Origin of the sequence: Streptomyces sp. NPDC127092, from assembly GCF_042722475.1 — a bacterium.
Lineage (GTDB): Bacteria > Actinomycetota > Actinomycetes > Streptomycetales > Streptomycetaceae > Streptomyces.
The window spans coordinates 96,689-111,414 of sequence record NZ_JBHXFE010000025.1; the positions used below are offsets into that span (position 1 = coordinate 96,689).

Consider the following 14,726-nt stretch of genomic DNA (forward strand, 5'->3'; position numbering starts at 1 on the left):
ACGAGAGGCCCCGTCATGACGACGATGCCGGTCAGCGGTGTCACCCCCTTTCCCGATCTCGACGACGGCGACGCCGCGGACCTCGTCGTCCGCAACGCCAAGATCCATACCGGTGATCCGGAGCGTCCCGCCGCGACGGCCCTGGCGGTCCGCGACGGCAGGATCACCGCTCTCGGTGACGAGGCGACGGTCGCGCGGCACGTCGGGCCGAGAACGCGGGTGGTCGACGCGCTGGGCCGCCGGATGATCCCCGGTCTCAACGACTCGCACCTGCACGTGATCAGGGGCGGTCTGAACTACGTACTGGAACTGCGCTGGGACGGTGTGCCCTCGCTGCGGCAGGCGCTGGCCATGCTGCGCGAGCAGGCCGGCCGCACCCCCAAGGGTCAGTGGATACGCGTCGTCGGCGGCTGGACGGCCGAGCAGTTCGCCGAGCGGCGGATGCCGACCGTGGCGGAACTGAACGCCGCGGCCCCGGACACACCGGTCTTCGTCCTGCACCTGTACCAGTCCGCCCTGATGAACCGCGCCGCCGTACGCGCCGCCGGCCATACCCGCGACACCCCGGACCCCCGGGGCGGGCAGATCGTCCGAGGCCGGGACGGGGAGCCGACGGGGGTCCTGCTCGCCGCGCCCAGCGCGCTCGTCCTCTACTCGACGCTGGCGGCGGCGCCCACGCTGGGCGAGGAGGACCGGAGGACGTCCACCCGGCACTTCCTGCGGGAACTCAACCGGTTCGGTCTCACCTCCGCCGTCGACGCGGCCGGCGGGTTCCAGAGCTTCCCCGAGAACTACCAGACCGTCACCGAACTGGCCCGCGCCGGGGAGCTCTCGCTGCGGATCGCCTACCACCTCTTCCCGCAGACCGCCGGACAGGAGCTGGACGACCTGCGGCGGTGGATCGAGACCGTGCGCCCGGACGAGGGCGACGAATGGCTCCGGCTGAACGGCGCCGGGGAGAACCTGACCTGGGCTGCGGCCGACTTCGAGAACTTCTCCGAGCCCAGGCCCGAACTGACCGCCGGCTACGAGGCCGAGTTCGAGAAGGCCGTCCGGCTGCTCATGGAGAACGGCTGGGGCTTCCGGCTTCACGCCACGTACGACGAGACCATCCGCCGGGACCTGGCGGTCTTCGAGAAGCTGGCGACGGACGGCCTCTTCCCGTCCGGTAACAGATGGCTCTTCGACCACGCCGAGACGGTGTCCCCGCGGAGCCTGGAGCGGATCGCGGCACTGGGCGGCTCGATCGGCGTGCAGAACCGCATGTCCTTCCAGGGCAAGGCCTTCGTCGACCGGTACGGCGCCGAGGCGGCCGAACGCACGCCGCCGGTCAGCGAGATGCTGGAGCGAGGTCTGCGGGTCGCGGCGGGCACGGACGCGACCCGGGTCTCGTCGTACAACCCGTGGGTGGCCCTGCACTGGCTCGTCACCGGGCGCACTGTGGGCGACCTCTGCCTGTATCCCCCGAACCGGCTGGCGTCCCGGGAGAAGGCCCTGGAGCTGTACACCCTCGGCGGCGCCCGGATGACGGGCGAAGGCGAGGTGAAGGGTCTGCTGCGGGAGGGTTTCCTGGCGGACTTCGCGGTCCTGTCCCACGACTACTTCGCCGTGCACGTCGACGACATCCCGCACATCGAGTCGGTCCTCACCGTCGTCGGAGGCCGGCTGGTCTACGCGGCGGCGGAGTACGAGGGCCTGGACGAGGCGGTCCCGCCCGTCAGTCCCTCCTGGAGTCCGGTGGCTCACTTCGGCGGCTACCAGGCGACCCTGCCGCCGGGAACCACGGGGGCGCGACAGGCCGACCGTCTGGCGGAGGCGGTGGCGGAGTCGGAGCAGCACCGCCAGTGGCGGGTCGCCCGTGGCTTCGCCTCCGAGGACGGCCCCCAGGTCTTCGATCCCTGCTTCGTCCTCTGAGCGGACGGCTCGGACGAGCGATGCAGTGCGGGAACAGTCCCGGCCACCCTGAGCAAAGCGCCGGGACCCTCACGGCCGTAGCGTTCAAGCAACAACAAGCCTCGTTGTCAGTCGAGTTGACCACAAGTCAGCTGCTTCGACACAGCCCGTTCCCCGCTTGCTTCTTCATCCCTTCTCGGCACTCCTCTCTTGGAAGGATCAGTCATGAACAAGGTCGACTCCGTCAAGGCCGCCCCCAGCCCCGACCTGCTCACTCCCGGCAACGCGATGATGCTGTTCGTGGACCACCAGCCGCAGATGTTCTTCGGCGCGGCCAGCTCGGACCGGGCCGGGGTCATCAACGCCACCGTCGGTCTCGCCAAGGCGGCCACCGTCTTCGACGTCCCCGTCGTGCTGTCCACCGTCGCCGCCGAGTCGTTCTCCGGCCCGCTCCTGCCGCAGCTGCGGGAGGTCTTCCCGAAGCACGAGATCGTGGACCGCACCACGATGAACGCCTGGGAGGACCCGGCGCTCGTCGAGGCGGTCAAGGCCACCGGCCGCAGCAAGATCATCCTCTCCGGGCTGTGGACCGAGGTGTGTCTCGTCCTGCCCGCCCTCTCCGCCCTCAGCCAGGGCTACGAGGTGTACGTCGTCGCCGACGCCTCCGCCGGCGTCACGCCCGAGGCGCACGAGCACGCCATGGCGCGCATGACCGCGGCCGGTGCCGTCCCTGTCACCTGGCTCCAGGTACTGCTGGAGCTGCAGCGCGACTGGGCGCGCGGGGAGACGTATGCCCAGACCCTCGACGTGGTGAAGGAGCACGGCGGCGCCTACGGCATGGGGGTCGTCTACGCCCAGTCCATGATCGACCCGCACGCCGCGGGCTGATCCCGTTTCCGACGTCCACCACCCAGGAGGCACGACGATGGACATCGGTCTGCTGGTCCTGCGGCTCCTCGCCGGGCTTCTCGTCGCCGGGCACGGAGTGCAGAAGGTGAGCTTCCGGCTCGGCGGCAAGGGGCTGGCGGGCGGGGCCGCGGAATTCCGGGGCGACGGCTTCCGCGGCGGCGCCCTGACGGCCGTCGCCGCGGGCGGCGCCCAGATCGGGGCGGGGCTGATGCTCGCCGTCGGCGCCTTGACCCCGGCCGCGGCGGCCGGGGTCATGGGTGTGATGACCGTGGCCGTGACCGTGAAGCTGCCACACGGCCTGTGGGTTCAGAACGACGGCTACGAGTACCCGCTGGTCCTCGTGGTCCTGCCCGCGGTCCTCACCCTCACCGGCCCCGGTCGCTGGTCCCTGGACGCGGCCGTGGGCCTGACGCCCTGGTCCGCCTGGTGGACCCTCGTCGCCGTGACCGGCGGAGTGGGCAGCGCCCTGGTCGTCCGTGCGCTGCTCCACCGTCCCGCGCCCACGAGTCCCGGCGCCGGGCCCCGTACCCGCCCCTCAGACATCCGGAGTGGAACATGACGGCTCCCCCGTCCCTCGACACCCCGCCACCGCACCAGAGCCGGAAGGCAGAGGAGGTGCAGGCGTTCGGCACCGTGCAGCACGTGGGGATCGGCCTCTCCCCCGACGGCCGGCTGTACTCCTGCCGGCGCCTCAACCTCCTGCTGGCCGACACCCAGATGCTGTACGCGCTCTACAAGAAGCACCACTGGCTCATGCGGGGACCCACCTTCCACCAGCTGCACCTCCTGCTGGACCGGCACGCGGAACAGCAGTCGGCGATCGTCGACCTCCTCGCCGAACGCGTCCAGAGTCTCGGCGGCGTCGCCGTCGGAGACCCACGGCACGCCGCCGAGATGACCCGTGTCCCCCGCCCGCCCGACGGCGTGGAGGAGGTGCCCGCCATGCTGTCGCGTCTCCTGGAGGCACACGAGACGATCCTCGCCGACGCCCGGGACGCGGCACGCCGGGTGGCGGACCTGGGCGACGTCGGCAGTGAGGACCTGATCGTCTCCGAGGTCATCCGGACCGGTGAGACGCACACCTGGTTCCTCGGCGAGCACCTGGTCGACACCCCGCTGACCCGCGCCTGAGAGGCGCGTTCCGCCCCCTCGTTCGACCCACCCCGTACAGAAAGCGCATCCACATGTTCCCTGCCCAGCCCCTGTCAGCGAAGGGTGTCTCGCGGCGCACGGCGATCACCGCCGGTGCCGCCACGGTGGCCTCGCTCGGCATCGGGACCGCCGCCGCGAGCCCCGCCGCCGCCCAGGACCGTGCCCCCTCCGGGAAGCACCGGCCCACGATCGTCCTGGTCCACGGCGCGTTCGCCGACGCGTCCAGCTGGTCGCCCGTCATCGAACGGCTCCAGGACCGCGGCTACCGGGTGCTCGCCCCCGCCAACCCGCTGCGCGGACTGCACCACGACGCGGCCCACATCACCGCCGTTCTGGAAAGCGTCGAAGGCCCCGTGGTCCTGGCCGGCCACTCCTACGGCGGAGCGGTGATCACCCAGGCCGCCGCGCGCAACCCCGGCGTCCGGGCGCTCGTCTACGTCGCGGCGTTCATGCCCGACGCCGGCGAGGTGCTCGGCGAACTGTCGGCCCGATTCCCGGGCTCACAGCTGGCACCGGCACTCACCCAGGTGCCCTCACCCGCGCCCGACGGCTCTCCCGGCCTCGACCTCTACATCAGGACCGACCGTTTCCACCAGGTCTTCGCCCAGGACGTGCCGCGCGACACCGCCCGTACGCTGGCCGCCGTCCAGCGTCCGCTCAGCGCCACCGCCTTCGGCGACCAGGCGACGGCGGCAGCCTGGCGCGCTCTGCCGTCCTGGACGCTGATCGCCACCGATGACCACGGCATCCCGCCGGAGCTCCAGCGCTTCCAGGCCCGGCGCGCGGGCTCGCACACGGTCGAGGTCCCCAGCTCACACCTGCCCCTCCAGAGCTTCCCCCACGCGGTGACGTCGCTCATTCGATCGGCCGCCGACGCCGTCCGGCGCTGACTCCACTCCCGAAGGACTCTGCCGTGTCACTACCCTCCGAGAACTCCTACGCCCGTGACCTCGCCCAGGTCGAACGGGCCAATGCCGACGGACGCGTCCCCGTGGTCTTCGTCCACGGCCTCTGGCTCCTGCCCACCAGCTGGGAGCGATGGGCGTCCGTGTTCGACGCCGCCGGTTTCGTCCCGGTCATGCCGGGCTGGCCCGACGACCCCGAGACGGTCGAGGAGGCCAACGCCCACCCCGAGGTCTTCGCCGGCAAGAGCGTCGGCCAGGTGGCCGACCACTTCTGCGACCTCGTGCGGAAGCTCGACCAGAAGCCGGTGGTGGTCGGGCACTCCTTCGGCGGCCTGATCACGCAGATCATCGCGGGCCGCGGGCTGTCCCGTGCCTCGGTGGCCATCGACCCGGCCCCGTTCCGGGGCGTGCTGCCCCTGCCGCTGTCCTCCCTGCGCGCGGCCAGCGCGGTACTCGGCAACCCCGCCAACTACCACCGGGCCGTGCCGCTCACCTACGAGCAGTTCCGGTACTCGTTCGCCAACGCCGTCACCGAGACCGAGGCGCGCGAGCTGTACGAGACCTTCGCCGTCCCGGCACCGGGTGAACCGCTGTTCCAGGCCGCGGTCGCGAACGTCAACCCCTGGACCGAGGTGAAGGTGGACACCCTGAACCCCGACCGGGGCCCCCTCCTCATCCTCTCCGGGGAGAAGGACAAGACCGTTCCGTGGGCCATCGCGAACGCCTCGTACAAGAAGCAGGTACGCAACGAGTCCGCCGTCACGGAGATCCAGGAGATCCCGGGACGGGGCCACGCCCTCACCATCGACAGCGGATGGCGCGAGGTCGCCGAAACCGCCCTCGCCTTCCTCAGCCGCCACGTCGACCCCGCGGGTTCGGACGCGACATGATCACCGACTGACCCCCGCGCCACTCCGAGCGGCCGGTCCGGACCCCTGGGTCCCGGACCGGCCGCTCCGCGTTTTCCCCTCCGACGCCCGACGGACCCGCCCTCCGCCGGCGGGCGGAAGAGGCCGAAGAGTCACCCCGCGACCCGGCGCTGAGGAGTTCCCGCCGGTGGACACCGAGAACTCTGGCCCGTGGCTGCAGGGCTTTGGCCTGTGCGTGCGCGACCGCCGGTTCCGCTCCGCCCGCGACCTAGCGTCGAAGCGTGGTGGGAGCGCGGCCGCGCCACGGTTCGACGCAGTCACGGTTCTCAAGGAGCGGCACGATGACGTCCGACGGCATGGCGGGAGCACCATCCCGGCTTTGTACGTCACTGACCGGGCGCGCTGCCCCCTGGGCAGCCCTGCGGAACGCCGTGCTCGCAGCTCCGGTCGAAGGGCGGGCGCTGTGGCTGCGCGGAGAGGCCGGCATCGGCAAGACCGCGCTGCTGGACCAGGCCGTCTCCTTCGCCTCGGAACAAGGGATGCGCGTCCTGCGCGCCGCCGGCACCGCGCCAGAGTCAGGCGTGGCCTTCGATGTCCTGCGCCGGCTGGTCCAGCCTCTGCTGGACCGGCAGGACGTGCTGACCGCTTCCCTGCGCCACTGTCTGGAAGAAGCCGCAGCAGGCACGCCTCCCGCAGTTCCGGCCGTCGCCGCCGCCACCCTGGCGCTGCTCGGCGGGATCGCCGACGAACAACCCCTCCTCCTGGCCGTCGACAACCTCCCATGGGTGGATGCGCCCAGCGCCGGAGTTCTGGCCTTCCTCCAACGCAGACTCACTGCCGCGCCGCTCGTCCTCATCTGTGCCCTGCGCGCGGAGGACGCATCGGGCCTGGACACCACCGGTGCCGACGTCTGGGACCTCGCTCCCCTGACCCCCGCCGAATCGGCGGCGGTCCTGCGCCACCGCCGTCCCGACCTCCCAGCGAAGACCCGAGCCCGTCTGGTACGGGAAGCCGCCGGCAACCCGCTGGCTCTGGTGGGGAGCGCGTCGCGAACGGGGTGCTCTCCCAACGCGTTTCAAGTTTCAGCGCCGGCCGCACTGTCACCAGGCGATCAGCTGGAGCACGACTTCGCCCTCCGGCTGAACGCCCTGCCTCCAGGGACTCGGTTCCTCCTCCTGCTCCACGCGCTCGCGGGCCACGAGGAACGCAGTATCCGCGTGGCGCTTGAGGCAGCGGACGCCGCTGGGGCGGCGGCATCGGAAGACACTCTGGTGGCGGCCGAAAGGTCCGGCCTGGTCCGGCTGCAGCACGCCCGGCTGACCTTCCTGCACCCTCTCGTCCGCACGTCGCTGGTAAGGACGGCCTCCGCCCCGGACCTGCGCCGCGCCCACGCGGCCCTGGCCGCCGTACTGCCCCATGACGACGAACGGCGTGCCACCCACCTGGCAAGCGCCGTAGCGGGTACCGACGACGGCGTGGCGGACCACCTCGTGGAGGTCGCCCGCCGCACGATCCGCCGCGGCGGTCACCACGAAGCCGCAACACTCCTGGAGCGCGCCGCGCGGCTGAGTGCCCGTCCGGAAACACGTGGCGCCAGGCTCACGGCCGCCGCCAACGCGGCGGCCATCGGCGGACAGCCGGCCGTCGCCGCCCGCCTGCTGGCGGAGGCCGAGGACAACGGCGTAGCCGCAGACAGCCGGCCCCTGTGGGAGCTGACCGACGCCTACGTGCGGTTCGAGGTGGACGGTGACTTCTCCCCCGCCGCTACCCGCCTCCCGGCACTGCTCGCCCATCTGCCCCACCGCACGCCGACGGCGGACGACGCCGTACCGGACACCCTCCATTTCCTGCTTCATCTGACGGCCGCCTTCTCCGGCGATCCGGCGCTCCAAGACGCTCTGCGTGCGGAACAGCCTTTCCACGGGGCCGTCGCACGGTTCTGCTTCGACCTCTGGAACCGGCCCGCCCTCCAGGCCCCCGGCGGAACACGGCGTCTTAGGCACCTGATCGCAGCACTTTCGCCCGAGGAGGAGATACAGCAGGCCTGGCAGCTGCTGTGGATCGCGGCTGCCCTCGACTGCGTGGGCGAGCACGCCCAACTCTGGCACCGCGTGGTTCAACGAGCGCCTTATCTGACCCAGGCTCACGTGAGCCTCGCCACGTGCGGGGATGATTATCTGCGGGGCCGATGGGACCGCTGTATCTCCGTCTCCCGCCAGGGCGCGAACACGGCTCGCGAGCAGGGCTGCGGATTCCACGCGCGTCTGTTCCGCCTCACCGAGGCCGCGGCGCACGCGGCCCGTGGCCGGCAGACAAAGGCCGAGGCAATCCTGGAGCGGATCGAGCCCTGGGCGAGGGAACGCGGCCAGTCCTACATCCTGCGCCGGATCATCAGCATCCGCGCCGTCCTCGCCCTGTCCCTGGGAAAGGACGAAACCGCGTACGCCCTTGCGGCCCTCCTCACCCCGCCGGGTACGTTCCCCGAGCAGGAACCGCATGCCCAGCACATGTTCCTCACCTTGGTCGAGGCGGCGGTACGAACCGGGCGGCGCGCCGAGGCGCTGCGCCACGTCGCGGCGGGCCACACGATCCGCATGGGAGACGTCGGCCCCCGCCACGCTTTCCTGCTGGCTGCTGCCGAGGCGATGGGCGCCGAAGGTGAGGACGCACACACCCTCAGCGAGGCCGCCTACGCGATGCCGGGAGCGGACGCATGGCCCTTCGAGCTGGCGCGCCTGCACCTGCGCCACGGCGCGTGGCTGCGGATCGCCCACCGCCCCGAGGAGGCCCGTGCCCACCTGCTGACCGCGCATACGCACTTCACCCGGCTCAAGGCGGAGGCATGGGAGCTCAGGGCCGCGGAGGAACTCAGGGCTGCCGGCACGGTCGTCGCGCGGGCCCGGCCGACCGAGGTCTGGCAGTTGTCCCCCCAAGAGCTTCGCATCGCGCGGCTCGTGGCATCCGGCCTGAGCAACGGGCAGATCGCCGAGCGGCTGAAGGTGTCACCACGCACGGTGGGCACCCATCTCTACAAGATCTTCCCGAAGGTCAACGTGGCCTCCCGCGCGGCCCTGGCGCACGCGGTGCGCGAAGCGTACGACCGGTGAGCGGCCGGAACGCCCGCGAACTGCGGGAGCGCGAGTCCGGAAGTCATCTGGCAGGCGACGGAGTTCTCCTCCCCGGGGGCGGTCAGGCGGTGGGCCGGGGGCTCGTCCCCTGCCTCGCCTGTTGCCTCCACTCCCGGGGGGTCACGTCATAGGCGTACCGGAACCTGCGGGTGAAGTGGCTCGGGCTGGAGAACCCGCAGCGTGCCGCGACGGCCGCGATGGTGAGGCCCGCGTGATCGGGGGAGGCCAGCATCCGCCGGGCGGTGGCGAGCCGCTCGTTGATCACCCACTGCTCGAGGCTCAAGTCGGCGTCACGCAGCACCTGGTAGAGGTGCCGGACCGAGACCCCGTGCGCGGCGGCGATGCTCTCCGCGCAGAGGCCGGGGTCGGTGTGGTGTCGGCGGACGTGGGCCATCACCCGGGTGAGCAGGGTCTCGTCCATCACCGACCGCACGACCGGCGTGCGGGGGTCGTGCGCCGCGGATACCAGGAGCGCGCGGACCAGGTCGGCGGTGGCACCTGCCAGAGCGGTCGCGCCTGGGTCCCGGGCCAGTCGGCCCGGATTCCGCCACATGTCCCGCAGATGGCGCAGAACGAGGTCATGGAGCGGACTCGCCCGCAACTGGAGAGAGGCCCTCACCACCGTCTCCACGGGCAGGCCGATCCGCTCGACGTCGAAGACCATGGCCTGGGAGCCCCCGTTGCCCGACCATCCGTAGATGCGCGGCGAGAGCTCGTGGAAGACGCAGACGTCATCGGGCCCGAAGGTCATCCGCTGACCGGCGACCTCCGCCCGACCCGTTCCCCGGTGCTGGAGCGACACCGACACGACCGGGTTGCTGCGCTGACTGCGGATGTGCGCGGGGGTGCGGTGGGCCTCGAACCCGCTGTTGTACGTGGAAAACATGGGAATGTCCCCGACGTTCCACAACTCCATCCGGGCGTGGACGCCCTCGGGGGTCTTCTCATGGACGATGTGGTTGGGCACCGACTCGTTCGTCATCCCGTGGCGGAAGGCCTCCAGCCGTTCGGCGGGAGGCAAGGCGTCAGTGTCCAGCAGCAACAACGTTCCTCCACCTGTGTGACACGGCTCGGAACCCAATTCTCTCCGCGCTTGTGGCCGTGCTCAAGACACTTCGGAAGTGGATGCCCTTCCACGGTCCGGGCTCGCCTGCCGGTCGTTCGCGCGGAGCCGCGGGACCGTGTGGAAGATGCAGAAGGAGCCGAGGTTGAGAAGATGCCCTGCGATCGTGATCCCGTATTCGGAGCTCGTTATGCGTGGCGACTGTGGCCGACCGCTGAGCAACTCCCTGGTGTTCGCGTCATCGATCCAGGTGAGTGTGATCGTCAGCTCGCGACTGAATGGCGATGCTACGCAGCGGCCCTCCACCAGGAGGCGAGCCATCCGCAGAGCAATCCGATCGGTCATAGACATGTCTGCCGGGATGGGGAAGTCCTGTTCACAGTACCGCTGAACTACATCGAGGTCCTCCAGGAACAGCTGCAGCTGCAGCTGCAGCTGCGCCCAACGGCGGTTGTCATCTGCAGTGCCGCTCTCCGGCAGACGCTGCGCGCCGGCGAGTTGGCCGTGAATCATGACCCGGAAGTCGCCGCCGAGCGAAAGGCGCCGACGCAGCCGGAACACCTTCAGTGTCTCTGCGGGACTGAGGCCGGCAAGGTCGAATTGCTACGCGAGCTTCGCGGGGGCCGATTCATCGAACGGACGTAGCACCCGACGCAACGCACCCGGTAGATCCACCTCGATCGAGCTTCCCAAGGAGCCAGAACCTCGCGCCCTAACTCGCCGAGGCCAAGAAGAACTCCTGGATCAGGATCCCCCGCTTCGACTACACCCCATCCGAACGCCTCCGCTTCGTCCTCAATGGCGGCCAGCCGCACCGGGCGAGCGAATGGGCCGACACCCCCGCGCGCTCCCTCGAAGACCAGCTCTCCGAGATCGTGCAGGAGGTCACGCTTCGCGGCGAAGCCGCCGAACGCAGACGTCTCGACGAGATCCTGGCGGCCCGCCAGAAGCGCATCCGCTGGGAAGCCGCCATGAAAGAAGCGCGCGTCCAGTACGCCGAGGCGTACCGCGTCAGGCACTTCGAAGCGCAGGGAGCGGCATGGCGCCACACCACCCGACTCGCGGAGTACGTGAGCGCCGTACGCACCCGGGTCGAGACCATGCCGCCGGGGCAGGATGCCTACGCCCCACAGCCGAGGGCTCCACCCGGCGGCCGCCAAATATGTATGACGACCCGCCAGAAACCGCCCCGTTCGTGCGTCAAACGTGCGTCACATGCGTCGAATATGCGTCACGATATCGCACCTAACGCACGTAACGCCCATAACGCACAGTCGGAGAAACGCCAGGTCAGCGGCCCTTGTCAGCAGGCTCCAGAATCGCCACGCACTCCACGTGATGCGTCATCGGAAACAGGTCGAACGCCCGCAGCGTCCGCACCCTGTAGCCGCCCTCCCTGAAGTACGCCAGGTCGCGGGCCAGGGCCGCCGGGTCGCAGGCCACGTAGGCGATGCGGCGGGCGCCGAGTTCCGACAGGTGGTGGACGGTCTGCTTGCCGGCGCCGGCGCGCGGGGGGTCCAGGACGATGAGGTCGATGTCCGTGATGCCGGTGCGCGGGAGGACCGATTCGACCTTGCCCTGTTCGATGCGGACGCGCGGGTAGTCGGCCAGGTTGTGGCGGGCGTCCTCCACCGCGCGCTTGCCGGACTCGATGCCGAGGACCGCGCCCGTCTCGCCGAGGCGGTCGGCGAGGGCGCCCGCGAAGAGGCCGACGCCGCAGTAGAGGTCGAGGGCCGTCTCGCCCTTGCGCGGGAGCAGGCCCTGCATCACGGCGAGGACCAGGGTCTGGGCCGCCTTCGGGTGGACCTGCCAGAAGCCGCCGTTGCCGACGCGGTAGGTGCGGTCGTCGGCGCGCTCGCGGACGAAGGGGCGGCCGTGGACGCGGTGGACGCCGCCGTCCTTCTCCTCGACGCGCAGGACCGAGACGGGCTTGTCCAGCTCCACGAGGGGCAGCCGGGCGCCCGGGCGCGGGGTGAGGATCACCTGGCGGTCCTGGGAGCCGGTCGCGGCGATCGCCTCGATCGACGCCATGCCCTCCCAGGTGCGCTTCTCGATGCCGAGTTCCGAGACGCCCTGCGCCGCGATCATGCAGTGGTCGATCACCTCGACCTCGTGCGAGCGGTGCTTGCGAAGGCCCGCCCGGCCCTCCTCGTCGACCGCGTACTGGACGCGCGTGCGCCACTGCGGGACCTCGCCCGCGGGAAGCTTGTCGCCCTCGGCCGGCACGACCGTGCCGTCCCAGCCGGCCTCCTCCGGCGTCAGGCCCGCGAGCCGCTTCAGCTGCTCGGCGATGACCTCGCCCTTCAGCCGGCGCTGGGCGCCGGGCTTCGCGTGCTGCCAGTCGCAGCCGCCGCACTTGCCGGGGCCCGCGAAGGGGCAGGGCGCCTCGATGCGGTCCTTGGAGGGCGTGATGATCTCCACCGCGTCGGCGCGCAGGAAGCGGGAGGTTTCCTCGCCCTCCGTGACCCGGGCCAGGACCCGCTCCCCCGGCAGCGCGTGGCGGACGAACAGCACCCGCCCGGCCTCCGTACGGGCGATGCAGTGACCGCCGTGGGCGACCGGGCCGACCTCGACCTCGTACTCCTCCCCGACCAGCGACTCGACAGGGGTGTTCTGCATGGCGGGGAGCTCCAAGGGAAAAGTGACGGTGGGCCGCCGTTCGGACGGCAGCCCACCAGTCTAGTTGCTCTTTCCGGCCGTTTCCTTCTGGCCCTTCTCGACCGGGCCGCGGCGCACCGAGCCCGGCGCGTTCCACTCCTGGCGCTTGCGCGCCCGCTTCTTCGCGGCCTCGGAGGACTGGAGCTGGTACGGGACCGAGGTCACCATCACGCCCGGGGTGAAGAGGAGCCGGCCCTTCAGGCGCAGGGCGCTCTGGTTGTGCAGCAGGTGCTCGTACCAGTGGCCGACGACGTACTCGGGGATGTAGACCGAGACGGCGTCGCGCGGGCTCTCCTTGCGGAGGTTCTTGACGTAGTCGATGACCGGCCGGGTGATCTCGCGGTACGGCGAGTCGAGGATCTTCAGCGGCACGTTGATGCCGCGCCGCTCCCACTCCTCCTTCAGCGCCTTCGTCTCCGCCGGGTCGACGTTGACGGTGAGCGCCTCCAGCTCGTTGGCGTGCAGCAGCTTCGCGTAGGCGAGGGCCCGCAGGGTGGGCTTGTGGAGCTTGGAGACGAGGACGACGGAGCGGACCCGGGAGGGCCGGACGTACTCGTCGGGGCGCTCCTCGGCGGCCCGGATCTCGTCGGCGACGGAGTCGTAGTGCCGGCGGATCGCGGTCATCGTCACGTAGAAGATCACCATGCCGAGCAGGGCGACCCAGGCGCCGTGGGTGAACTTGGTGGCGAGGACGACGACCAGGACGAGGCCGGTGAAGAAGGCGCCGAAGGCGTTGATCGCGCGGGAGCGGATCATGTGGCGGCGCTTGGCGGGGTCCTTCTCGGTCTTCAGGTGCCGGTTCCAGTGCCGGACCATGCCGACCTGGCTGAGCGTGAAGGAGACGAAGACGCCGACGATGTAGAGCTGGATCAGCCGGGTCGAGTCCGCCCCGTAGATCCAGACCAGCAGCGCGGCGGCGCCGGCGAGCAGCACGATGCCGTTGGAGAAGGCGAGGCGGTCGCCCCGGGTGTGCAGCTGGCGGGGCAGGTAGCGGTCCTGCGCGAGGATCGAGCCGAGGAGCGGGAAGCCGTTGTACGCGGTGTTCGCGGCCAGGAAGAGGACGAGCGCGGTGGCGGCGGCCAGCAGGACGAAGAAGAACGTCCCGTCGCCGAAGACGGCGGCGGCGACCTGGGAGATCACCGGGTCCTGGACGTAGCCCTCGCCGACCGGCTTGCCGTCCCGGAGCAGGTCGTGGGCGGGGTTCTCGGCCATGCGGACGTCGGTGGCCATGGCCAGGAAGATGATGCCGCAGAACATGGTGACGGCGAGGCCGCCCATGAGCGCCAGCGTGGTGGCCGCGTTCTTCGACTTGGGCTTGCGGAAGGCGGGCACGCCGTTGGAGATGGCCTCGACGCCGGTGAGCGCCGCACAGCCGGAGGAGAAGGCGCGCAGCAGCAGGAAGAGCAGGGCGAAGCCGGCCAGGCCCTCGTGTTCGGCCTTGATCTCGAAGCCCGCGGTGGGGGCGGTCATGGTCTCGTCGAGGACGAGACCGCGCCAGGCACCCCAGACGATCATGGCGAAGACGCCGAAGACGAAGACGTACGTCGGGATGGCGAAGAGGCCGCCGGACTCCTTCACTCCGCGGAGGTTCATCAGCGTCAGCAGCACGATGACGGCGACCGCCGAGGCCACCTTGTGCTCGACGACGAACGGCACGGCGGAGCCGAGGTTCTCGATGCCCGAGGAGATGGAGACCGCGACGGTGAGGACGTAGTCGACGAGCAGGGCGCTCGCGACGGTCAGTCCGGCCTTGGGTCCGAGGTTGGTCGTGGCGACCTCGTAGTCGCCGCCGCCGCTCGGGTACGCGTGCACGTTCTGCCGGTACGAGGCGACGACCGTGAACATCAGCACGACGACGGCGAGCGCGATCCACGGGCTGAAGTGGTAGGCCGACAGGCCCGCGACGGAGAGGACGAGCAGGACCTCGCCCGGTGCGTACGCCACCGAGGACAGCGGGTCGGAGGCGAAGACGGGAAGGGCGATCCGCTTGGGGAGGAGGGTCTCGCCGAGCTTGTCGCTGCGCAGGGCCCGTCCGATGAGGATCCGTTTGGGCACGTCGGTCAGTTTGGACACAACAGAGGATCGTAAGCGTTCGAAACCGGCCACGAGGACCATCACCCCGATCCGCACCGAATCTCCCAGCTCCCCG

Annotated in this window: 11 protein-coding genes; 7 read left to right on the forward strand and 4 right to left on the reverse strand. The window is 70.7% G+C overall.

Annotated features, from left to right (window positions below):
• The first annotated feature begins 15 nt into the window (after positions 1-15).
• The 7 genes from ACFWJO_RS21580 to ACFWJO_RS21610 all read left to right on the forward strand — a co-directional run bounded on the left by ACFWJO_RS21580 (position 16) and on the right by ACFWJO_RS21610 (position 8,835).
• Entirely contained in the window at positions 16-1,914 is a 1,899-nt protein-coding gene (locus ACFWJO_RS21580; protein ID WP_386867384.1) for an amidohydrolase, read from the forward strand.
• Between the two features lie 204 nt (positions 1,915-2,118).
• Positions 2,119-2,781 (forward strand): hydrolase, encoded by a 663-nt coding sequence (locus ACFWJO_RS21585; RefSeq protein WP_386867386.1) that lies wholly within the window; start codon positions 2,119-2,121, stop codon positions 2,779-2,781.
• A 37-nt stretch (positions 2,782-2,818) separates the two neighbouring features.
• The gene (locus ACFWJO_RS21590) at positions 2,819-3,361 is read left to right on the forward strand and encodes a DoxX family protein (protein WP_386867388.1); all 543 of its coding nucleotides are present in this window, start codon (positions 2,819-2,821) and stop codon (positions 3,359-3,361) included.
• The gene (locus ACFWJO_RS21595) at positions 3,358-3,933 is read left to right on the forward strand and encodes a Dps family protein (RefSeq protein ID WP_386867390.1); all 576 of its coding nucleotides are present in this window, start codon (positions 3,358-3,360) and stop codon (positions 3,931-3,933) included. The genes ACFWJO_RS21590 and ACFWJO_RS21595 overlap by 4 nt, the downstream gene beginning before the upstream one ends.
• 53 nt (positions 3,934-3,986) lie before the next feature.
• Positions 3,987-4,844: an alpha/beta fold hydrolase gene (locus tag ACFWJO_RS21600; RefSeq protein WP_386867392.1), complete on the forward strand. Its 858-nt coding sequence runs from the start codon at positions 3,987-3,989 to the stop codon at positions 4,842-4,844.
• Positions 4,845-4,867: 23 nt separating this feature from the next.
• Complete coding sequence (locus ACFWJO_RS21605) at positions 4,868-5,749, forward strand: alpha/beta hydrolase (protein ID WP_386867394.1); 882 nt, start codon at positions 4,868-4,870, stop codon at positions 5,747-5,749.
• A gap of 320 nt (positions 5,750-6,069) precedes the next feature.
• Complete coding sequence (locus tag ACFWJO_RS21610; RefSeq protein ID WP_386867396.1) at positions 6,070-8,835, forward strand: LuxR C-terminal-related transcriptional regulator; 2,766 nt, start codon at positions 6,070-6,072, stop codon at positions 8,833-8,835.
• 82 nt (positions 8,836-8,917) lie between these two features.
• Here ACFWJO_RS21610 and ACFWJO_RS21615 read toward each other — a convergent pair whose 3' ends face one another.
• The 4 genes from ACFWJO_RS21615 to ACFWJO_RS21630 all read right to left on the reverse strand — a co-directional run bounded on the left by ACFWJO_RS21615 (position 8,918) and on the right by ACFWJO_RS21630 (position 14,650).
• The gene (locus ACFWJO_RS21615; RefSeq protein ID WP_386867398.1) at positions 8,918-9,898 is read right to left on the reverse strand and encodes an AraC family transcriptional regulator; all 981 of its coding nucleotides are present in this window, start codon (positions 9,896-9,898) and stop codon (positions 8,918-8,920) included.
• Between the two features lie 63 nt (positions 9,899-9,961).
• Positions 9,962-10,480 carry a hypothetical protein gene (locus ACFWJO_RS21620; RefSeq protein WP_386867399.1) on the reverse strand — a complete coding sequence of 173 codons (519 nt, stop codon included), beginning with the start codon at positions 10,478-10,480 and terminating at the stop codon, positions 9,962-9,964.
• A 729-nt stretch (positions 10,481-11,209) separates the two neighbouring features.
• The gene (locus tag ACFWJO_RS21625) at positions 11,210-12,538 is read right to left on the reverse strand and encodes a class I SAM-dependent RNA methyltransferase (RefSeq protein ID WP_386867401.1); all 1,329 of its coding nucleotides are present in this window, start codon (positions 12,536-12,538) and stop codon (positions 11,210-11,212) included.
• Positions 12,539-12,598: 60 nt separating this feature from the next.
• On the reverse strand, positions 12,599-14,650 hold the full coding sequence (locus ACFWJO_RS21630; protein ID WP_386867403.1) for an APC family permease: 2,052 nt from the start codon (positions 14,648-14,650) through the stop codon (positions 12,599-12,601).
• Positions 14,651-14,726: the final 76 nt, after the last annotated feature.